This window comes from Bradyrhizobium sp. BTAi1, assembly GCF_000015165.1.
GTDB classification, from domain to species: domain Bacteria; phylum Pseudomonadota; class Alphaproteobacteria; order Rhizobiales; family Xanthobacteraceae; genus Bradyrhizobium; species Bradyrhizobium denitrificans.
The window spans coordinates 5,941,386-5,962,532 of sequence record NC_009485.1 but is presented as its reverse complement, the minus strand read 5'-3'; the positions used below and the strand labels follow the sequence as shown (position 1 = coordinate 5,962,532).

General features: G+C 64.7%; 21 protein-coding genes. 15 read left to right on the top strand and 6 right to left on the bottom strand.

From position 1 onward, the window contains the following. Nucleotides 1-251 precede the first annotated feature (251 nt). The 3 genes from BBTA_RS26705 (at nt 252) to BBTA_RS26695 (ending at nt 3,075) form a co-directional block, all read left to right on the top strand. Nucleotides 252-926 (top strand): Crp/Fnr family transcriptional regulator, encoded by a 675-nt coding sequence (locus tag BBTA_RS26705; RefSeq protein WP_012045625.1) that lies wholly within the window; start codon nt 252-254, stop codon nt 924-926. 132 nt (nt 927-1,058) lie between these two features. Beyond that, a complete protein-coding gene (gene gmd / locus BBTA_RS26700) occupies nt 1,059-2,144 on the top strand; it encodes a GDP-mannose 4,6-dehydratase (protein WP_012045624.1) in 1,086 nt (361 codons plus the stop codon). Then, nucleotides 2,125-3,075 carry a GDP-L-fucose synthase gene (locus BBTA_RS26695; protein WP_012045623.1) on the top strand — a complete coding sequence of 317 codons (951 nt, stop codon included), beginning with the start codon at nt 2,125-2,127 and terminating at the stop codon, nt 3,073-3,075. Before gmd ends, BBTA_RS26695 begins: the two co-directional genes overlap by 20 nt. A gap of 63 nt (nt 3,076-3,138) precedes the next feature. On the opposite strand, the gene BBTA_RS26690 is transcribed toward BBTA_RS26695, so the two are convergent. Continuing rightward, nucleotides 3,139-3,972, bottom strand: a complete 834-nt coding sequence (locus BBTA_RS26690) for a uroporphyrinogen-III synthase (RefSeq protein WP_012045622.1) — start codon at nt 3,970-3,972, stop codon at nt 3,139-3,141. 157 nt (nt 3,973-4,129) lie between these two features. Between BBTA_RS26690 and purU the strand changes: the two genes are divergently transcribed. Continuing rightward, nucleotides 4,130-4,993, top strand: a complete 864-nt coding sequence (gene purU, locus BBTA_RS26685) for a formyltetrahydrofolate deformylase (protein ID WP_012045621.1) — start codon at nt 4,130-4,132, stop codon at nt 4,991-4,993. Nucleotides 4,994-5,001: 8 nt separating this feature from the next. Here purU and BBTA_RS26680 read toward each other — a convergent pair whose 3' ends face one another. Continuing rightward, nucleotides 5,002-5,256 (bottom strand): hypothetical protein, encoded by a 255-nt coding sequence (locus BBTA_RS26680; RefSeq protein WP_244424131.1) that lies wholly within the window; start codon nt 5,254-5,256, stop codon nt 5,002-5,004. Between the two features lie 327 nt (nt 5,257-5,583). On the opposite strand from BBTA_RS26680, the gene BBTA_RS26675 reads away from it, so the two are divergent. From BBTA_RS26675 to BBTA_RS26650, 6 genes are all read left to right on the top strand, one after another. Further along, nucleotides 5,584-6,762, top strand: coding sequence for an ABC transporter substrate-binding protein (locus tag BBTA_RS26675; RefSeq protein WP_012045619.1), 1,179 nt, complete (start codon nt 5,584-5,586; stop codon nt 6,760-6,762). Nucleotides 6,763-6,996: 234 nt separating this feature from the next. Then, on the top strand, nt 6,997-7,866 hold the full coding sequence (locus tag BBTA_RS26670) for a branched-chain amino acid ABC transporter permease (protein WP_012045618.1): 870 nt from the start codon (nt 6,997-6,999) through the stop codon (nt 7,864-7,866). A gap of 7 nt (nt 7,867-7,873) precedes the next feature. Continuing rightward, nucleotides 7,874-8,911, top strand: coding sequence for a branched-chain amino acid ABC transporter permease (locus tag BBTA_RS26665; RefSeq protein ID WP_012045617.1), 1,038 nt, complete (start codon nt 7,874-7,876; stop codon nt 8,909-8,911). Beyond that, complete coding sequence (locus BBTA_RS26660; RefSeq protein ID WP_012045616.1) at nt 8,908-9,654, top strand: ABC transporter ATP-binding protein; 747 nt, start codon at nt 8,908-8,910, stop codon at nt 9,652-9,654. Before BBTA_RS26665 ends, BBTA_RS26660 begins: the two co-directional genes overlap by 4 nt. Beyond that, complete coding sequence (locus tag BBTA_RS26655) at nt 9,654-10,370, top strand: ABC transporter ATP-binding protein (RefSeq protein WP_012045615.1); 717 nt, start codon at nt 9,654-9,656, stop codon at nt 10,368-10,370. The genes BBTA_RS26660 and BBTA_RS26655 overlap by 1 nt, the downstream gene beginning before the upstream one ends. 355 nt (nt 10,371-10,725) lie before the next feature. Further along, nucleotides 10,726-11,844, top strand: a complete 1,119-nt coding sequence (locus tag BBTA_RS26650; RefSeq protein WP_012045614.1) for a cobalamin-independent methionine synthase II family protein — start codon at nt 10,726-10,728, stop codon at nt 11,842-11,844. 150 nt (nt 11,845-11,994) lie between these two features. Here BBTA_RS26650 and BBTA_RS26645 read toward each other — a convergent pair whose 3' ends face one another. Next, complete coding sequence (locus tag BBTA_RS26645; protein WP_041750910.1) at nt 11,995-12,384, bottom strand: DUF2147 domain-containing protein; 390 nt, start codon at nt 12,382-12,384, stop codon at nt 11,995-11,997. A 306-nt stretch (nt 12,385-12,690) separates the two neighbouring features. Between BBTA_RS26645 and BBTA_RS26640 the strand changes: the two genes are divergently transcribed. The 4 genes from BBTA_RS26640 (at nt 12,691) to BBTA_RS26625 (ending at nt 18,333) form a co-directional block, all read left to right on the top strand. Continuing rightward, nucleotides 12,691-14,040, top strand: a complete 1,350-nt coding sequence (locus BBTA_RS26640) for a hypothetical protein (RefSeq protein WP_012045612.1) — start codon at nt 12,691-12,693, stop codon at nt 14,038-14,040. Between the two features lie 64 nt (nt 14,041-14,104). After that, nucleotides 14,105-15,301 (top strand): methionine adenosyltransferase, encoded by a 1,197-nt coding sequence (gene metK, locus BBTA_RS26635; RefSeq protein WP_041750909.1) that lies wholly within the window; start codon nt 14,105-14,107, stop codon nt 15,299-15,301. A 214-nt stretch (nt 15,302-15,515) separates the two neighbouring features. Next, complete coding sequence (ahcY, locus tag BBTA_RS26630; RefSeq protein ID WP_012045610.1) at nt 15,516-16,937, top strand: adenosylhomocysteinase; 1,422 nt, start codon at nt 15,516-15,518, stop codon at nt 16,935-16,937. A gap of 238 nt (nt 16,938-17,175) precedes the next feature. Next, nucleotides 17,176-18,333, top strand: coding sequence for an IS481-like element ISBrsp4 family transposase (locus tag BBTA_RS26625; protein WP_083780649.1), 1,158 nt, complete (start codon nt 17,176-17,178; stop codon nt 18,331-18,333). A gap of 145 nt (nt 18,334-18,478) precedes the next feature. Here the strand turns inward: BBTA_RS26625 and BBTA_RS26620 are convergent, their stop codons facing one another. From BBTA_RS26620 to BBTA_RS26610, 3 genes are all read right to left on the bottom strand, one after another. Further along, on the bottom strand, nt 18,479-19,501 hold the full coding sequence (locus BBTA_RS26620; protein ID WP_041750908.1) for a hypothetical protein: 1,023 nt from the start codon (nt 19,499-19,501) through the stop codon (nt 18,479-18,481). 171 nt (nt 19,502-19,672) lie between these two features. After that, a complete protein-coding gene (locus tag BBTA_RS26615) occupies nt 19,673-20,281 on the bottom strand; it encodes a cytochrome b/b6 domain-containing protein (protein WP_049795404.1) in 609 nt (202 codons plus the stop codon). Between the two features lie 58 nt (nt 20,282-20,339). Then, entirely contained in the window at nt 20,340-20,618 is a 279-nt protein-coding gene (locus tag BBTA_RS26610; RefSeq protein ID WP_012045607.1) for a PepSY domain-containing protein, read from the bottom strand. Nucleotides 20,619-20,629: 11 nt separating this feature from the next. On the opposite strand from BBTA_RS26610, the gene BBTA_RS41440 reads away from it, so the two are divergent. Continuing rightward, complete coding sequence (locus BBTA_RS41440) at nt 20,630-21,094, top strand: ATP-binding protein (RefSeq protein ID WP_244424129.1); 465 nt, start codon at nt 20,630-20,632, stop codon at nt 21,092-21,094. Nucleotides 21,095-21,147: the final 53 nt, after the last annotated feature.

The following is a 21,147-nucleotide window of genomic DNA, read 5'->3' as shown; positions in this document are numbered from 1 at the left end:
ATCCCGCCCGCCTGTTCCGCGCCATCCGACGAATGACGGGCGGTTACGGCAGGCGCATTTTGCCGCATGCCGGTCTTTCGCGTCATCCGGGCTGGGGATGAACCCGAGAGGCCCGAGTCGAATGCGGTGGTCCTGGATAAGGGAAAGCGCTATTAGGAACTGTCTTGCGCCTGACAATTCCCGGGCAAAATTCAAGACGTGATTGTTGCGATGCAATACGGTCGCGGGATTCGAAGTAACGAGACGACGGCTTGATCTCCTCCGACACCCTGCTGCGCATCGCGCCCTGGTCGCGCCATCTCAAGCCCGAGGAGATCGACGCTGCCTCGGCCGGCATCGTCGAGCGCTCCTTTGCGGCCAACGAGCACATCTTTTTGCGTGGCGATCAGTTCGATTATTGGACGGGCATCGTCTCGGGTCTGGCCCGCATGAGCACGGTATCGCGGGGCGGCAAGGCGACGACGTTTGCGGGCATGTCGGCCGGCGCCTGGTTCGGCGAGGGCAGCGTGCTCAAGAACGAGCCGCGCCGCTACGACGTGGTCGCGCTGCGCGATACCCGCGCGGCGCTGATGGAGCGGCAGACCTTCATGTGGCTGTTCGAGAACAGCGTCGGCTTCAACCGCTTTCTGGTCACTCAGCTCAACGAGCGGCTCGGCCAGTTCATTGGCCTCGTCGAGGTCGGCCGCACGCTGGATGCGACGGCGCGGCTGGCCCGCAGCATTGCCGCGCTCTTCAACCCGATCCTCTACCCCAACACGACCCGTCACCTCGAAATCACCCAGGAGGAGATCGGGGCACTCTCCGGCCTGTCGCGGCAGAACGCCAATCAATGCCTCAAGACCTTGGAGCGCGACGGCCTGTTGCGGGTGGAATATGGCGGGGTGACCGTGCTCGATCTCGACCGCCTGCGCTGCTACGGGGATTAGACCTACCTTTGCATCCTATTTCTACGCCATTGATCTGACATATGTTTTCCATTGAGCTTGACCGGCGGCGGCGGCTATGGACTGCTCGTGGGGAACGCGGCCTGCAGGGGCGGTGGCGATGTTGGAGTGGTGATGGCGGGCAAGGATTGCAGCGGCCGGGTGGCGCTGATCACCGGCGTGACCGGGCAGGACGGCGCTTACCTCGCCGAGTACCTGCTCGGGCTCGGCTATACCGTGCATGGCATCAAGCGACGATCGTCGTCGTTCAACACCGGACGGGTCGATCACCTCTACCAGGACCCGCACGAAGGCAATGTGCCGTTTCTGCTGCATCATGGCGACATGACCGACTCGACCAATTTGATCCGGCTGGTGCAGCAGATCCGTCCCGACGAGATCTATAATCTCGCCGCGCAGAGCCATGTCGGCGTCAGCTTCGAGAGCCCGGAATACACTGCCAATGCCGACGCGCTCGGTGTTCTTCGCCTGTTGGAAGCCATTCGCATTCTCGGCATGGAGAAACAGACCCGGTTCTATCAGGCATCGACGTCCGAGCTTTACGGGCTGGTCCAGGAGATCCCGCAGCGGGAGACGACGCCATTCTATCCGCGCTCCCCTTACGGCTGTGCCAAGCTCTACGGCTACTGGATCACCGTGAATTACCGCGAGGCCTACGGGATGTTCGCCTGCAACGGCATCTTGTTCAACCATGAGAGCCCGATCCGCGGCGAGACCTTCGTGACGCGCAAGATCACCCGCGGCGTCGCCCGCATCGAGGCCGGTCTGGAGGAGGCCATCTATCTCGGCAATCTCGAGGCCAAGCGTGACTGGGGCCATGCCCGCGACTATGTCGAGGGCATGCACCGGATCCTGCAGGCGGATGTGCCGGATGACTTCGTGCTGGCGACCGGCGAGACGCATTCGGTGCGCGAGCTGGTCGAGCTTGCCTTCGCCGAGGTCGATCGCCGGATCGAATGGCGCGGTGAGGGGGTCGAGGAGACGGGTATCGACTGCCGGTCCGGCAAGGCGGTGGTGCGCATCGATCCCAATTATTTCCGGCCCACCGAGGTCGATCTCCTGATCGGCGATTGCAGCAAGGCGCGTGACAAGCTCGGCTGGACGCCGAAGACCAGCTTTGCACAACTGGTCAAGGAAATGGTTGCGAGCGACCTCGTCGCGGCGCGGCGGGAGGCGGCTCGTGGCAGCAACACGCTTTGAGCTCGCGGGAAAACGCGTCTTCGTCGCCGGCCATCGCGGCATGGTCGGCAGCGCGCTGGTGCGGCGTCTGGTGCGCGAGAACGTCGCGCTCATGACGGTGCCGCGCAGCGAGGTCGATCTGCGCGACCAGGCCGCCGTGTTCGCATGGTTTGCCCGCGCCAAGCCGCAAGTGGTGTTCCTGGCTGCGGCAAAGGTCGGCGGCATCGTCGCCAACAACACGCTGCGGGCCGAGTTCATCTATGACAATCTCGCGATTGCGACCAATGTCATTCACGCCGCGCATGTGAACGGCGTCGAGAAGCTGATGTTTCTCGGCTCTTCCTGCATTTACCCGAAGCTCGCCGCGCAGCCCTTGCGCGAGGACGCGATGCTCACCGGCGCATTGGAGCCGACCAACGAGCCCTATGCGATCGCCAAGATCGCCGGCATCAAGATGGTCGAGGCCTATCGCAGCCAATATGGCGCCGACTTCATCAATGTGATGCCGACCAATCTCTACGGTCCGGGCGACAATTATCATCCCGAATACAGCCATGTCGTCGCGGCGCTGATCCGGCGCTTCCATGAGGCGAAGCGAAGCGACGCCGCCGAGGTCGTGGTGTGGGGCACCGGCACGCCGCGGCGCGAATTTCTCTATGTCGACGACATGGCCGATGCCTGCCTGCATCTGATGAAGACCTTTTCGGCGCCCGAACTGGTCAATATCGGCACCGGCGAGGACATCACCATCGCCGATTTCGCCCGTGTGGTCGCGGCCGCGGTGGGCTATCGGGGCCGCATCAGCTTCGATCCGTCAAGGCCGGATGGCACGCCGCGCAAGCTGCTCGACGTCTCGCGCCTCGCCGCGCTCGGCTGGCGCGCGACGACGCCCCTGGAGGAGGGGATCAGGCTCGCCTACCAGGCGTTCCTGCGCGAGACGGGGCAGGGCTAGTTCTCCGTCATTGTCATTGCGGGGCGAGATTGCGCCGACGCAATGACGCCTCCAACTGCGGGATCAGGTCCGCTGCGCCTTCACACCCAGCGCCGTCGCCATCGCCGAGATCAGCGGCTTCATGAAATAGGCCTCTCCCGCCGGCACGATCGATGGCGCAAGCCCGTGCGCGGCGAGCTCCTCCGTCACCACGGGCCCCACGGACGCAATCTGCGTGCGCGCCAGACCCTGTCGCAGCCGGTCCTCGACGCCATGCGCCTTGGCGACGTCGAACAGCCGACGCGGCTGGCCGGAGCTGGTCAGTGCGATCGCATCGACCTTGCCGGCGGTCATCTCGTCGATCGCGGTCAGGATGTTCGCGTCCGCCGCCTTGGCATCATAGACATAGGGCAGCACCGGGTCGACGTCGGCCCCTTCCGCCTGGATGGCGCCGATCAGCGCCGAATGATCCTTGTCGGGATAGAGCTGCAAGCCAAGGCGATGGCCTTTCAGATCGTATCGCGCCAGCAGTTCGGCGACGCCTTCCGACGTCGGTTTCTCGGTCGTCACCTGGGACTCGAGCCCGAGCTCGCGTAAGGCGCGCCCCGGCTTCGGCCCGCGGGTGAATTTGCGGGCCTTGCCCAGCGCCGCGATGAATGCGGGCTCGACGCCGATTCGGCGCACCACCGTCATCAGCCGCCGCAACCCCTCGCCGGTCATCAACACCAGATCGTCAAGCGGCCGTTCGATGCAGCGATGGATCCAGGCCTCGACCGGAGCCGGGTCCGGCGCGTCCTGGATCGTGAACATCGGACATTGCAGCACGTCGGCGCCTTGCTCGGCGAGCAGCCGGGAGAACTGCGCCTCCTCGCGGGTTTCCAGGATCAGGATGCGGTTGCCGGTCAGCCGGTCTGCCATGGCCATGCTCGAAGCTTGAGGAGTGATCTTTTGTTCATCCTGCCCCCGCGCCGAGCGTTGGCGCAAGCGTGCAGAGGGTGGTAGAGCAGGGCCCGAACGGGCGCCAAGCTCGGCTCCTCATTCATCTTCAGCTCATCCGTCCGGTGACGTCATCGCCATGTCCGACCACCAATATGTCCTGACCCTGTCCTGCCCGGATCGTCCCGGGATCGTCTCGGCCGTTTCGACCTTCCTTGCCCATAACGGTCAGAACATTCTTGACGCCCAGCAGTTCGGCGACTTCGAGACGGATCACTTCTTCATGCGGGTGGTGTTCACGGCCGCCGATCTCGCTGTCAACCTGCCGGCGCTGCAGACCGGATTCGCGGCGATCGCCGAGCGCTTTTCGATGGACTGGCAGATGCGCGACCGCGCCGCGCAGCGCCGGGTGATGCTGCTGGTCTCGAAGTTCGACCATTGCCTGGTCGATATCCTGTATCGCTGGCGTACCCGCGACCTGTCGATGATCCCGACCGCGATCGTCTCCAACCATCCGCGCGAGACCTATGCCGGGCTCGATTTCGGCGACATTCCGTTTCATCACATGCCGGTCACCAAGGAGACCAAGCGCGACCAGGAGCAGGCGATCCTGAAGCTGGTCGAGGAGACCAAGACCGATCTCGTCGTGCTCGCCCGCTACATGCAGATTCTCTCCGATGAGATGTCGGCAAGCCTGTCGGGCCGCTGCATCAACATCCACCACTCGTTCCTGCCGGGCTTCAAGGGCGCCAAGCCTTACCACCAGGCCTATGAGCGCGGTGTCAAACTGATCGGCGCGACGGCCCATTACGTGACCCGCGATCTCGACGAAGGCCCGATCATCGACCAGGATGTCGAGCGCATCAGCCATCGCGATACGCCTGATGATCTCGTCCGCAAGGGGCGCGACATCGAGCGTCGGGTGCTGGCGCGGGCGATCCGCTACCACCTTGAGGACCGCGTCATTCTCAACGGCCGCAAGACCGTCGTGTTCATGGATTGACGCAGCCGTCAGCGGCCGGAGCCGGTCGCCTGGGCGTTGGCGTCGGGCTGCGTCCCCTTGTCGCGCTCGGCGGCCGGCAGCTGCCGTTGCCGCTCGCGCTCCTGCATGAAGCGGTCGTATTCGGCGGTGCCGGGGCGGGGTGGGGCGCCAGCCGGCAGGCCGCCCGCCCATTGCGGCATCAGGTCGCCCATGCCGGCGCCGACCGTCGCGTTGATGGACGAGCAGCCGGATAACGCCGGGACGAGGGTGGTCAGCACCATCATGGCCGTAGCCATTCTTATTGCGGATCGGCGGCTGGCCGGCATCGACGGATGACCTCTCATGCTGCGGGCACCCCGCGGCCCCGACCCTAACGGCTTGCCATCAAATGGTAAAATTTGGCCGATCCATGGTGAGAGTATCATTATACCTCGTATAGCTCCGCTGGTCGGTTTCAGAAACCGATCGTCCACGAAGCCTCCCATGATCGCCATTGACAAGAACGTGCCGAGTCCGCAGCGATGCGCGCGCGATATCGTGAACGAGATCGCACAGGTGAGACAACAATGGCCGGGGGCTGCGGTCCTGATCCGACCAGGGAGGTAGTTTCAATGTTCGTGCGAAACAAGACACTGACGCTCGCTAGTGCGGCATTGGCCGCGGCTGCGCTCGCGTCCGGTGCGGCGCGGGCCGAGGACGTGTTCAAAATTGGCCTGATCGTGCCGATGACCGGCGGCCAGGCGTCGACCGGCAAGCAGATCGACAACGCGATCAAGCTTTACATGCAGCAGAACGGCGACACCGTCGCCGGCAAGAAGATCCAGGTCATCCTCAAGGACGACGCTGCGCTGCCCGACAATACCAAGCGGCTGGCGCAGGAGCTGATCGTCAACGACAAGGTCAACGTCATTGCCGGCTTCGGCGTGACCCCGGCGGCGTTCGCTGCCGCGCCGCTCGCCACCCAGGGCAAGATCCCGGAGGTCGTGATGGCCGCGGGGACTTCGATCATCACCGAGAAGTCGCCTTACATCGTCCGCACCAGCTTCACGTTGCCGCAGTCCTCCACCATCATCGGCGACTGGGCGGTCAAGAACGGCATCAAGAAGGTCGCGACCCTGACCTCGGACTATGCGCCGGGCAATGACGCGCTGGCCTCGTTCAAGGAGCGCTTCACGGCCGGTGGCGGCGAGATCGTCGAGGAAGTCAAGGTTCCGCTCCAGAACCCGGACTTTGCGCCGTTCCTGCAGCGCATGAAGGACGCCAAGCCGGATGCGATGTTCGTGTTCGTGCCGGCCGGGCAGGGCGGCAACTTCATGAAGCAATATGCCGAGCGCGGTCTCGACAAGAGCGGCATCAAGGTGATCGGGCCGGGCGACGTCACCGACGACGACCTGCTCAACGACATGGGCGACGCCGTGCTTGGCGCGGTGACGGCGCACATCTATTCGGCGGCGCATCCGTCGGCGAAGAACAAGGAGTTCGTCGCGGCTTACAAGAAGGCCTACAACAGCCGTCCGGGTTTCATGGCGGTTGGCGGCTATGACGGCATTCACCTGATCTATGAGGCCCTGAAGAAGAGCGGCGGCAAGAGCGATGGCGACTCCCTGCTCGCGGCGATGAAGGGCATGGCCTGGGAGAGCCCGCGCGGCCCGATCTCGATCGATCCGGAAACGCGGGACATCGTCCAGAACGTCTATATCCGCAAGGTCGAGAAGGTCGACGGCGAGCTCTACAATGTCGAGTTCCAGACCTTCGAAGCTGTCAAGGATCCGGGCAAGGCGAAGAAGTGAGGCTGCGCTCGTAGCGTCGGGCGCACGGGCGGCGCTCCCTCCCCCCGCTTGCGGGGGAGGGCTGGGGTGGGGCGCTACACGGCACATGGGTCGTGTGGAGAGACGTTCCCCACCCGTATCGCATCTGTCGATGCGATCCGACCTCTCCCGCACGCGGGGGAGGCGCAGACCGAGCAAGCGTTGTAGGCGTTCCCTTCGTAGCAAGGGATGAGACCGGGGACTGAACCAGACTCCATGACCGCCATCCTCACCAATCTGTTCGACGGCGTCGCCTATGGCATGCTGCTGTTCGTGCTGGCCTGCGGGCTGGCCGTGACGCTCGGCCTGATGAACTTCGTCAATCTGGCGCATGGCGCCTTCGCCATGGCCGGCGGCTATGTCTGTGCCGTGCTGGTCAACCGGGTCGGCTGGCCGTTCTTCGCCGCGCTGCCGCTGGCTTTCGTCGCGAGCGCCGTGATCGGGGCGCTGCTGGAGCGGACCCTTTATCAGCATCTCTATGCGCGCAGCCATCTCGATCAGGTCTTGTTCTCGATCGGGCTGGTGTTCATGACGGTCGCCACGGTCGACTACATCATGGGCTCGTCGCGCATCTTCATCAAACTGCCCGAGATTCTGCAGGGCCAGTTCGACATCTTCGGCGTCGGCATCGGCCGCTATCGGCTGATGATCATCGTGATCTGCGGCCTGCTCACGGTGGGGCTGCAACTCGTGCTGTCCAAGACCCGGTTCGGCAGCCGGCTGCGCGCCGCGGTCGATGATCCGCGCGCCGCCAGCGGCCTCGGCATCAATGTGCCGCAGGTCTTTGCCTTCACTTTCGCCTTCGGCTGCGGGCTCGCCGGCCTCGGCGGCGCACTCAGCGCGGAAATCCTCGGCCTCGATCCATATTTCCCGCTGAAGTTCATGATCTACTTCCTGATCGTGGTCACTGTCGGCGGCTCGTCCTCGATCACCGGGCCGTTCCTGGCTTCGCTGCTGCTTGGCGTCGCAGACGTCGCCGGGAAATATTACGTGCCGAAGCTCGGCCCATTCGTCATCTACACCATCATGATCGTGATCCTGATCTGGCGCCCGAACGGCCTGTTCGGTCGCACGGCGACGCGGTGAGGATCGCATGACCACGAACGCACAAACCGAGGTCGGTTTTCATGCCAGGCAGCACGGCCGCTGGCACTGGAGCGAGTTCGCCTTCTGGATCGTCGTGCTGGCGGTCGGACTGGCATTCCCGTCGCGCTATCTGATCATGACCGAGATCCTGCGGCTGGCGCTGTTCGCGCTGTCGCTCGACCTGATCCTCGGCTATGCCGGCATTGTCTCGCTGGGCCACGCCGCCTTCTTCGGCGTCGGCGCCTATTGCGCCGGCCTGCTGTCGGTGCACGGCCTCATCAATGAGCCGGTGCTGGCGTTGATCGTGGCCGGCCTGGCCGCCACGGTGCTCGGCTTCGCCACCAGCTTCCTTGTGATCCGCGGCGCCGACCTGACGCGGCTGATGGTCACGCTCGGCATCGCACTGTTGATGGAAGCGCTGGCGGAGCGCTTCTCCAACATCACCGGCGGCACCGACGGCCTGCAAGGGATCGACATCCAACCGATCTTCGGCGTGTTCGCCTTCGACATGTTCGGCAAGACCGGCTTCTTCTATGCGCTCGCAGTGCTGTTCGTGCTGTTCCTGCTGGCGCGGATGATCGTGCATTCACCGTTCGGCCTGTCGCTGCGCGCGATCAAGAACAATCCGTTGCGGGCGGCTGCGATCGGCATTCCCGTCAACAAGCGCCTGATCGCGATCTACACCGTCGCGGCGTTCTATGCCGGCATCGCCGGCGCGCTGTTCACCCAGACCACGGCGCTCGCCTCGCTCGACGTGTTCTCCTTCGAGCGGTCCGCCGATCTGGTGCTGATGCTGGTCATCGGCGGCTCCGGCTATCTCTATGGCGGGCTGATCGGTGCTGCGGTGTTCCGGATGCTGCAGGAGCTGTTCCAATGGATCACGCCGCAATACTGGATGTTCTGGATCGGCCTGGTGCTCGTCGTCATCGTGCTCGTCGGCCGCCATCGCATTCACGCTTATGCGCTATGGTTGCCCAATCTCGTCCTCCGGCAGATCGCCGGCCGCAAGGCCGCGGTGGCTCTCACCGATAACGAGGCGCCATGACCTACGCCTTGGAAACGCGCGGCCTCGACAAGCATTTCGGCGGCCTCCACGTCACCCGCGATCTGTCGCTCAAGATTGCGCCCGGCGCGCGGCACGCGCTGATCGGCCCGAACGGCGCGGGCAAGACCACCGTGATCAATCAGCTGACCGGGGTGCTGGAGCCGAGTGCAGGGCGTATCCTGCTGGAAGGGCAGGACATCACCGATCTGCCGGTGCACAAGCGGGTGCTGCGCGGCCTGTCGCGCACCTTCCAGATCAACCAGCTCTACCCTGACCTGACTCCGTTGGAGACGATCGGGCTGGCTGTCTCCGAGCGGCTTGGCGGCGGCGGCAATTGGTGGCGGCGCATGGGGACGCGCGACGACATCAATGCCGAGATCGCTGAGACCCTGGAGCGCTTCCGGCTGCTCGACGTGATGAATGACCGCACCTCGACCTTGCCCTATGGCAAGCAGCGCCTGCTGGAGATCGCAGTCGCGATCGCGGCCAAGCCACGCGTGCTGCTGCTCGATGAGCCCGCCGCAGGCGTGCCCGAGGGCGAGCGCAAGGACATTCTCGCTGCCGTCGCCGCGCTGCCGCGTGACGTGACGGTGCTCTTGATCGAGCACGACATGGACCTCGTCTTCTCCTTCGCCGACCGCATCTCGGTTCTCGTCTCCGGTGCGCTGCTGGTCGAGGGCGCGCCCGATGAGGTCGCGCGCGACCCGCAGGTCAAGGCCGTCTATCTCGGCGAGGCCGCGTGATGACCGATCTGCTCGCCATCGAGAACCTGCGTGCCGGCTACGGCCAGGCGGTCGTGCTGCCGAACATGTCGCTGAGGCTCCCGGAAGGCCAGGTGCTGGCGCTGCTCGGCCGCAACGGCACCGGCAAGACCACGCTGATCAACTCCATCGTCGGCGTGACCCGGCGCTTTTCCGGCAAGATCGCGCTTGCCGGCACCGACATCTCCGGTCTGCGCGCCGACCAGCGCGCCCGCGCCGGCATCGGCTGGGTGCCGCAGGAGCGCAACATCTTCCGCTCGCTCACCGTGGAGGAGAACATGACCGCGGTGGCGCAGCCGGGACCATGGACGGTGGAGCGCGTCTACGCGATGTTCCCAAGGCTCAAAGAGCGCCGCAACAATTTCGGCAACCAGCTCTCGGGCGGCGAGCAGCAGATGTTGGCGATCGGCCGCGCGCTCACCCTGAACCCGAAGGTGCTGCTGTTGGACGAGCCGACCGAGGGGTTGGCGCCGATCATTGTCGAGGAACTGCTGACGGCGATCGGCACCATCAGCCGCGCCGGCGGGCTGTGCTCGATCATCGTCGAGCAGCATGCGCAGAAGCTGCTCACGCTGGCCGATCGCGTCGTGATCCTGGAGCGCGGCACCATCGTTCACGACGCGCCCTCCAGTGCGCTGAAGGCAGATCCCGCGCCGCTGGAGCGGCATCTGGGGGTTGCGAGCGCGGCGGCGCACTGACGCTCAGGCGCCTCGGGTGGTCCACCGGACACCGGGGCAGGACCATCGCAGCGAGAGGCGAGGGGTATTCTGTATACCGGAACGGAGGCCCAGATGATCGCCGGGTACGCGCGTCCTGGCAGCGGAATTACGGAATGAGGCGTAGGGCCAGGATCCGAGCCGCTGTCCTGTGCGGAACGACCGCAGCGTGCACAATCCTGATCGGAACGGAATTGTATACTGACCGGATACGCGGTAGGGCTGCCCGTGGCCTTGAGGACGCGCAGGCACCGGCCAGGAGCAGCTCGTCTAGGTAGATGATTTAACCGATCCAACAACCACATCCAAGACGTCGACACTTCCAAGGAGTGAAGAGATGCAACGCACCAAGCCCCCGTTCCGCGCCGATGAAGTCGGCAGCCTGCTGCGCCCGCAGAAGATCAAAGAGGCCCGCGCCAAGCTCGAGAAGGGCGAAATTTCGGCCGACGATCTCCGCAAGATCGAGGACATGGAGATCGAGAAGGTCGTGCACCGCCAGGCCTCGACCGGCCTGAAGCTTGCGACCGACGGCGAGTTCCGCCGCTCCTGGTGGCATTTCGACTTCCTGGCCAAGCTGACCGGCTGCGAGCTGTTTCATCCCGACACCGGCATCCAGTTCACCGGCGTGCAGACCCGCCACGACTCGGTGCGCGTGATCGGCAAGCTCGACTTCCCGGACGATCATCCGATGCTCGATCACTTCCGCTTCCTCAAGAAGCACGCCGACACGGCGCATGTGACAGCGAAGATGACCATCCCGTCGCCGGCGGTGCTGCACTTCCGTGGCGGCCGCAAGTCGATCTCGAAGGAAGTCTATCCCGATCTCGACGCCTTCTACGAGGATCTCGGCAAGACCTACCGCAAGGCCGTGAAGGCATTCTACGACGCCGGCTGCCGCTATCTGCAGTTCGACGACACCGTCTGGGCCTATCTGTGCTCGCAGGACGAGCTGAAGAAGGCGCGGGAGCGCGGCGACAATCCGGACGGCCTGCAGCAGATCTATTCGCGCATCATCAACTATGCGATCGCCGAACGTCCGGCCGACATGACGATCACCACCCATGTCTGCCGCGGCAATTTCCGCTCGACCTGGATCTCCTCGGGCGGCTACGAGCCGGTCGCCGAGACCATGCTCGCCAACACCAACTACGATGGCTACTTCCTGGAGTATGACAGCGAGCGCGCCGGCGGCTTCGAACCGCTGCGCTTCCTGCCGAAGGGCAATAAGGTCGTCGTCGTCGGCCTCGTCACCTCGAAGGTCGACGAACTCGAGAAGAAGGACGACATCAAGCGGCGCCTGGAAGAGGCGTCGAAGTTCGCCCCGCTCGACCAGCTCGCGCTGTCGCCGCAATGCGGCTTCGCCTCGACCGAGGAAGGCAACATTCTGAGCGAGGAAGAGCAGTGGGCCAAGCTGCGCCTCTGCGTCGAACTCGCCGAGGAGATCTGGGGCAAGTAGATCTCACGCTGGGTGAGGGATGATGAGGCCGGATCAGGCGCTGCCTGGTCCGGCCTTTTTTCGTGTCTTGGGTCATGATGAGTTTCCATAGAAGCGCATCATGACCCAGACTCTGCTTGAGCATGATCCTTTCGGGAAACCGGCTTTCCGTCAGTTCGCCCGCGTCCAGGTCGAGGATCGGCAGATCACGCCGCCGAAGGCACAGCCCGCAGTCGTCAGCGTGCTTCCCGACAGCGTCATCTTGGCATCGTAGGTCTTGCCGTCATCGGGATTGTTGTAGCTGCCCGCCCAGGCGTTGGGGCCGGTCGACTTCATGTCGGAGAACAGCCGCTGGCCGACCTTGGCCGGTGTATCCGTGCCTTCCTTGATCCAGACCAGCGTGCCGCAGACGGCGCCGCCGCAGGGCGCGAATTTCACCTTCGACGCGCCGCTCTCGCGCAGCCAGACGCCGGCGACGTCGTCGGCGCGTGCCTGGCCTGCGGCCAGCGCGAGCGAGACACCCACGCCAAGACCTACGCCAAGGATCAACCGACCGATCATGCGAGCCTCCCTGCAATATTCGCGACGCCAACATTGCCGGCGGATCGTGTCGGCAGAGCGGCATGCCGACGCCGCTCGCGTCGTCTTTCATGGCGCGTCAGGGATAACAGGATTCGGTCGTTCCGGGCGATGACGGTGCGGCGACCGGGGCGGCGGGCGGGTTTCGGTTCCGGAGCGCTGAGTCCTATCCGGTGTGTTGCGCCCGGAGAGGCCCGGGGGCAGGCCCTTTCCAAAGGTGGGCAGAAGGTGCTAGGACGTTGGGCCAGCGGGCTCTGGCCCACCCACATTTCCCACCGTTGTGGCCGGATGAAGAACGACCAGCTGCTCGCTCAGATCACGGAGTTCTGCCGCCAATCGGACATGGCGGAATCAACGTTTGGCCGCCGCGCGGTCAACGACGGCAAGCTCGTGCACCGGCTGCGCGAGGGCAAGCGCATCACCATCGACACGCTCGATCGCATTCAGGCCTATATCGCGGCGTCGACCGGTACCCTGCCGCCGCCGCGGCTCGATGTTGTTCCCGAGAAGCGCGATCCCAAGAGCAATTTCCGCTTCTTCGAAAACCGCCAGAAATACCTCCTGTTCGTGCACACCTGTAGCGAGAAGCGGGTGGTGGCCGAGCGCGTCGGCCTCGAGCTCGCCAGCATCCATCCCAGGCCGCCGGCGCTGCGGCTGTTCGACGCTGGCGTCGGCGACGGCACCGTGCTGTCGAAAGTGCTGCGCACCATGCACGGTCGTTTTCCACACATTCCGTTCTATGTCGCCGGCAAGGAGCTGAGCCTGGAGGATGTGCGGCTGACGCTGGAAAAGGTGCCGGACCGGCTGTTCGAGCATCCGGCCTCGGTGTTCGTGATCACCAACATGAACTATGCCGAGGCGCCCTGGCTGACGCCGGCCTCGCCATCGGTCGCCGCCTCGATGATCTGGCACGAGGTCGTGCTGCAGGGCGATTCGTCCGGGGATTTCGAGGCCCAGATCACTGCGCTGAAGCCGTTCCTGGAGCAGAATTGGCGCGCCAATGTCTCGCCGCGGACCGGCATGCCGGTCTATGAGCGCCCGGTGGCGCTGGTGCTCTACCGCGAGGACCACCGCTTCCTGCTCGACGGCATCATCCCGCGCGCCGGCCGGGTCGAGGCCAATTTCGATCTGATCATCGCGTCGCAGCCCTACCGCGCCCGTTCCTCGGTCAATTTCCGCGCCAAACGCATCATCGCGCCGCTGGCGCGGGCCTTGAAGCCGGGCGGCCGCCTGATCGGAATCCACTCCCACGGCCATGATCCGGGGTTGGACATCATCCAGGCGGTCTGGCCTGGAGAAAATCCTTTCTCGGTCAGCCGTCATGAGCTATTGCGCGCCGTGAAATACGAGCTGGGCTCCAGTGGGCGAGACCTAAATTTTAACGCCTATGCGGACAATCGCTCGATTTTCAGGTATGAGATGGAGGCTCTGCCCAACGAGGTCACCGGTGCGATCGGAACCTCGACGGCCTTTGCAGCCTGGAACGCGGCGGTGTATGTCGCGCAGATCGAGGAAGACCGCCTGACCGAGGTGGCCCACTCGTCTCGTGCGCTCGACGCCGCCAGAGAGGTTCTGCGAAAGCACAACGGGCTGTGGTTCTACGACGAATCCTACGTCATCTCGCGGCGTCGCGACTGACATCCTTGGGATTACTTGGGATCAATACAACGACCGCCGTGGGCGGCGAAGAAGGGGTTGCTTGATGCGCGCGTCATATCTGTTCACCTCGGAGTCGGTGTCCGAGGGCCATCCGGACAAGGTCTGCGACCGGATTTCCGACGAGATCGTCGACCTGTTCTACCGCGAAGGGCCGAAGGCCGGCATCGACCCCTGGCAGATCCGCGCCGCCTGCGAGACGCTCGCCACCACCAACAAGGTCGTGATCGCCGGCGAGACCCGCGGCCCGGCCTCGGTGACCAACGAGCACATCGAGCACGTTGTCCGCGAGGCCATCAAGGACATCGGCTACGAGCAGGCAGGCTTCCACTGGAAGACCTGCGACATCGAGATCCTGCTGCATCCGCAGTCGGCCGACATCGCGCAGGGCGTCGATGCGCTGCAGCCGGGTGAAGTGAAGGAAGAGGGCGCCGGCGACCAGGGCATCATGTTCGGTTACGCCTGCAACGAGACGCCTGATCTGATGCCGGCGCCGATCTTCTACGCCCACAAGATCCTGCGCCTGATCGCCGAAGCCCGCCACTCGGGCGTCGAGAAGGTGCTGGGCCCGGATTCCAAGAGCCAGGTCACGGTGCGCTACGAGAATGGCAAGCCGGTCGGCGTGCGCGAAATCGTCGTCTCGCATCAGCACCTGGTCGAGGACATGACCTCGGCGCAGGTCCGCGAGCGGGTCGAGCCCTATGTGCGCGAGGCGCTGCCGAAGGACTGGATCACCAAGGACACGATCTGGCACATCAACCCGACCGGCAAGTTCTTCATCGGCGGTCCCGACGGCGACACCGGCCTGACCGGCCGCAAGATCATCGTCGACACCTATGGTGGCGCGGCCCCGCATGGCGGCGGCGCGTTCTCGGGCAAGGATCCGACCAAGGTCGACCGCTCGGCGGCCTATGCCGCGCGTTACCTCGCCAAGAACATCGTGGCCGCCGGCCTCGCCGACCGCTGCACCCTGCAGCTCGCTTACGCCATCGGCGTGGCGCGGCCGCTGTCGATCTATATCGACACCCATGGCACCGGGAAGGTCTCCGAGGACAAGCTCGAGAAGGCGGCGGCCGAGGTGATGAACCTCACCCCGCGCGGCATCCGCAGCCATCTCGACCTCAACCGTCCGATCTACGCGCGCACCGCGGCCTACGGCCATTTCGGCCGCACGCCCGACAATGAGGGCGGCTTCTCCTGGGAGAAGACCGATCTCGCCGAAGCGTTCAAGCGCGCGGTGTAATTGTTGCCAACCTCTCCCCGCTTGCGGGGAGAGGTCGGATTGCATCGTGAGATGCAATCCGGGTGAGGGGGACTCTCCACGCCCCGAGCTCGTGGAGACTCCCCCTCACCCCGACCCTCTCGCCGCAAGCGGGGAGAGGGAGCAGACCGCGTCGTGAGGCGTGCGGCGTGCCTTGTGCTGCCAATCTCAATTCATCCGACCAGGAAAGTTTCACATGACCGCCAAGCCAGGTTTCAACGACTACATCGTCAAGGACATTTCGCTCGCCGAGTTCGGCCGCAAGGAGATCTCGCTCGCCGAGACCGAGATGCCCGGCCTGATGGCGACGCGCGAGGAGTATGGCCCGAAGCAGCCGCTGAAGGGCGCGCGCATCGCTGGCTCGCTGCATATGACCATCCAGACCGCTGTGCTGATCGAGACGCTCGCAGCGCTGGGCGCCGACATCCGCTGGGTGTCCTGCAACATCTATTCGACCCAGGACCATGCGGCCGCGGCGATTGCCGCCGCCGGCATTCCGGTGTTCGCCGTCAAGGGCGAGACCCTGGCCGATTACTGGGACTACACCGCCAAGCTGTTCGACTGGCATGGCGGCGGCCATCCCAACATGATCCTCGATGACGGCGGCGATGCCACCATGTACGTCCATCTCGGCCTGCGCGCCGAGAACGGCGACACGGCGTTCCTCGACAAGCCCGCCTCCGAGGAGGAGGAAGTGTTCTTCGCGCTGCTCAAGAAGCAGCTCAAGGAGAAGCCGAAGGGCTATTTCGCGGCAATCGCCGCGTCCATCAAGGGCGTCTCCGAGGAGACCACCACCGGCGTGCATCGTCTCTATGACATGCAGAAGGCCGGCACCCTGCTGTGGCCGGCGATCAACGTCAATGACAGCGTCACCAAGTCGAAGTTCGATAACCTCTATGGCTGCCGCGAGTCGCTGGTCGACGGCATCCGTCGCGGCACCGACGTGATGATGTCGGGCAAGGTCGCGATGGTCGCCGGCTTCGGCGATGTCGGCAAGGGCTCGGCCGCCTCGCTGCGCCAGGCCGGCTGCCGCGTCCTGGTCTCCGAGATCGATCCGATCTGCGCGCTGCAGGCGGCGATGGAGGGCTATGAGGTGGTGACGATGGAGGACGCTGCGCCGCGCGCCGACATCTTCGTGACCGCCACCGGCAACAAGGACATCATCACCATCGAGCACATGCGCGCGATGAAGGATCGCGCCATCGTCTGCAACATCGGCCATTTCGACAACGAGATCCAGGTCGCCTCGCTCAAGAACCTGAAGTGGACCAACATCAAGCCGCAGGTCGACGAGATCACCTTCCCCGACGGCAAGCGCATGATCCTGCTGTCGGAAGGCCGGCTCGTGAACCTCGGCAATGCGATGGGCCACCCGTCCTTCGTGATGTCGGCGTCGTTCACCAACCAGACCTTGGCGCAGATCGAGCTCTACGCCAACAACAAGGACGGCAAGTACAAGAAGGAAGTCTACGTGCTGCCGAAGTCGCTCGACGAGAAGGTTGCGCGCCTGCACCTCGCGAAGATCGGCGTCAAGCTCACCGAGCTGCGCCCCGACCAGGCCGCCTATATCGGCGTCAAGCAGGAAGGCCCGTTCAAGTCGGACCACTACCGCTACTGAGATCCGGCACCACGCGCGGCGGCGGAGACGACGAAGGCCGGGGCATTGCCCCGGCCTTTTCTATTTGCGTCCCTGACGCTCCGACAATAAGGCGCCGTCATTGCGAGCCGCCGGGTCCGCGGGGATGCGCGGCCTGATGACAGGCTCTGTGTTCAGCCCGGGGACATGGCTGACAGGTGTTCGGAGACATGGTTGACACCTCAAAATCGGCTCGATTCGTCAAGCAAAGGGGCGAGCGATGCCGTGGCGAGAGGTGTCTGTCATGGACCAGCGACGAGAGTTTGTGATGCTTGCCAAGCAGGAGGGCGTGAACCGGCGGAAGCTGTGCCGTCAGTTCGGCATCAGCGCCGAGACCGGCTACAAATGGATCCAGCGGTATGACGCCGGCGATACGACGCTGGCGGACCGGTCGCGGCGGCCGCATCGGAGTCCGGAGCGCACGGCGGCTGCGACTGAGCAGCAGATCGTCGCGTTGCGCGACGCTCACCCGGCCTGGGGCGCGCGCAAGCTCGCACGTCGTCTCGCGCGCGACGGGCAAACTGTCCCGGCGATATCCACCGTGCACACCATCCTGCGCCGCTACGATCGCGTGAGCGAGCCTGCAGGCACGCCGGGGCAGCCGTACAGGCGTTTCGAGAAGGATGCGCCCAATCAGCTGTGGCAGATGGACTTCAAGGGGCACAGTGCGCTGGAGAACGGCGTGTCCTGTCACCCGCTGACTGCGCTGGACGACCACTCGCGCTTCTCCGTGTGCCTGGCGGCGTGTGACAACGAGCGCGGCTCTACGGTCAAAGGACATCTGGAGACGACGTTCCGCCGCTATGGACTGCCGGATGCGATGTTCGTCGATAATGGTGGTCCCTGGGGCTTTACTCTCGAAGACCCCTGGACCGCGCTGACGGTCTGGCTTCTGAAGCTCGGCATTCGAACGATCCACAGCCGGCCGTATCATCCTCAGGGCCGCGGCAAGAACGAACGCTTCCACCGCAGCCTGAAGGCCGAAGTCTTTGCCTTCAAGCGCTACAGGGACCTTGACGACGTCCAGCGGGCGCTCGACGAATGGCGGGCCGTCTACAATCTCGACCGGCCCCACGAGGCTCTCGACTTCGATGTGCCGGCGAGCCGCTACCGGCCCAGCCCGCGAACGATGCCGGATCGCCTTCCGACGGTGGAATACGACGAGGGTGAGATCGTCCGTTCGGTGTCGAGCACCAAGGCCTATGTCAGTTTCGAGGGACGGCTCTGGAAAGTCCCGCAAGCCTTTCGCAGCGAGCGGCTCGCTATTCGCCCGCTCAGCCAGGACGGAAAATTCGGAATTTTCTTTGCCGCGCATCAGATCGCAGCGATCGATTTGCGCGACCCCAAAAGTGTCAACTATGTCCCCGAACAGGTGTAAGCCATGTCCCCGGGCTGAACACTCTGCGAAGCAATCCAGAGTCGTGGGCGGGACTCTGCTTCGTCGCTGCGCTCCTCGCAATGACGGAGACTGCGTCGCGCGCTACGACATCACTCGAGAGTCGCCACGCGCTGCGACGAGATGATCACCCCGTCCGCCGCGACGCCAGGGCCGAGGCGCGCACGGCCTTCGCACGCTTCGCCGCATGATGCTCCGGCCGCGCGGCGATCCGATTGTGCTTCTTGGTCTCCGCCGCCGCCACCTTCACGGCCGGCGCGCGGTGCTTGGCATATTCCTGGCCGTCGACAGGTCCGACATGCGGCGGGTCGCGATCGAGATAGGGGCGGCCGACGCCAAAACTCTTGCCGTTGGCGTCGACCCATTTCCACAGCTGCTCCGTCGCCACCCAGCGCTGCGCGCGCGTCGCGCCGTTGACGCTGACGATGTCCGCGGCGAGGCCATGGCCGTAGCCGCCGCGCAGGCTGCCGCCGTGATAGGAGCGGTTGGTGGCGGCTTTCAGCCCGCTGGCGATCTCCTGGCGGTAGTCGTCGCGGAACGCGCTGGTGATGCCAGGTGCGAGCCCGGCGGCTTCGGCGGCATGCAAGGTGTGAAACAGCTTCAGCTTGAAGCTGCGGTCCATGCCGCCGATCACGTAGTCCTTCATGCTGAGGCCGACACGCTCGGCGGCCTTCGGATCCTTCCAGGTAAAGTCGTTGTCGACCAGCCTGGTAAAGCTGCGCGTCACCTTGACCATGCGGCCCTTGCGCTTGACCGTGACGACGCGCCGCTCGGTCTCCTTGATCTTGTCGAGCTTCGGCGCGCGCTCATACAGCGCCCACAAATAGCGGTCGATACAGGCGTCGATGTCGAGGCATTCGTCGAGGATCTCGATGCGGTCGGCGCTGGCCACGGTAGGCTTGGGCGCATCATCAGCCGCCTTGGGCGCGGCCAGCTCGTCGGCAGGCAGATTGGCCGAGGGCGCGATGGAGGCCGTGGTGAGCGCGGCGTCTGCGGCCGGCGGCTGCGCCGAGCTTGCAACCGGCTCGGTGACGACGGGCGGCGTCGCCGCCTCGATCTCGGCGGCCCAAGCGGGCCACGCCGCGATGGAAGCTGCAAGGACGACGGACCGATACAACGCACGCGTGACAACCGACGGCGAGCTCATCATCCGGTCTCCTAAAATCCAGGCCCCTGCGAACAGGCGCGGTCAGGCATCCGATACCTGCGATTGTTCGGCGCTTGGCGGCGGGGCGCAATAACGCAGCGCGTGTCGTCAGCAGCTTTTGCGGGAACTGTGGCTTGTGCGCAACGATGCGGGATTGTGAGTTCCGGGTGTCGCTTATGAGCCCGCTTTCGGGCTCGACACCGGCGCGCCACGAATGCTCCGCCGCAGCAGCTTGCGCCCGGTGAGCATGGCGCGCGCGAGATTCTCGCGCTGCAGCCGGCTGACCAGCACGACGCCGGCGACGTGTAGGACGACAAGCGGGATCAAGATATACGACGTCACCTCGTGGGTGTCCTCGACCCACCAGATACCGAAGAAGCGCACGGTGACCTGCATCGCGCCTGATACGGCCGAGACGATGAGGAGCAGCAGCAGCGCAAGCTGCATGGCCGTGCCGGCCGGGTTGAGGCCGAGATAGCGGCCGGTCCTGCCGCGCCGCAGATTCCACAGATAGGCCGGCGTGGCGCGCAGCCGGGCACGGAGGCTGCGAAAGCGTGAATGACGCGTGCCGATCAGGCCCCAGATCAGGCGGAAGGCGAGCAGCCCGAGGATCGCATAGCCGGCCAGCCGATGCAGCTCGTCATGGACGTTCGGCGTCACCCAGGCGACGAGCACCAGCACAGCCAGCAGCCAATGCCATAGGCGCAACGGCAGATCCCAGACCAGCACGGTCTCGGCCGGGTCCGGGTCTTTCACGGTGGATCTCGGAGCTGTGCCGTGCATGGCCGTTGCGTCACGGCGTGCAGCGGTGCTGCACGCCGTCTGCCGGGGATCTGGAAGCTTACTTGGCGATCGTGTGCTTCAGGCTGAGATCCTCCGGGCTGTAGAACAGCTCGTACAGCTTGCCTTCCTTGACGCCGTAGACTTCGTAGCAGGTGCCCTCGACCTTGGAGCGGCGCACCTCATAGCCCAGCGCCTTCGCCTTGGCTTCCGCCTCGGCCGCCGGCTTCCATGACGCCTTGTCGAGCTTGGTGCAATCCTTGTAGCCGTCGGCCAGGGCCGGCGAGAAGGCGAATCCGGCAAGTGCGGCGCCGAGCACGGCGGCGGTGGTCAGTCTCATCAATCCCTCCAATGAGCAAATTCAAACACGATGCATCGTGGGATCAGGGAAGACGGCAACCGGCCGAATGTGTCAACGGAGCGGCCGCTGGAATCGCTCTTAGAGCTTTTCCAAATTTGTGTCGGGCCTATAAAACAATGGTCTCGGCGACGATCATCGGATCCGCGACGTTAGGTCTCGCTCCCACGCTGCTGCACGTCAGCAGGCGGGCGGCTGACCCCACGACGGCTTCGGCAGCGCTCCTGTCGATCTGCGGCTGGACTGGATTACTTCGCTTGCAATGCTGCGTGCGGCACCAGCTTCATCACCTCGGCGTGCCCGACGAGATCTGCAAGGCGGGGCTGCGCGCGCGCAATGCGGAGGGACAGCATGGGTTCACTGTGACGGACGAGGCGTTCGATCTGTTCACCTTTTACTTGGTGGCGCCCGCGCCCGAGGAGGGATTCGATGTCGTCGTCCATCGGCCGGAGAGCTGAGGCTGGGGCCGTCGCCCGGATGAGCTCAGCGATATCCGGGTTCAGCGTGACGG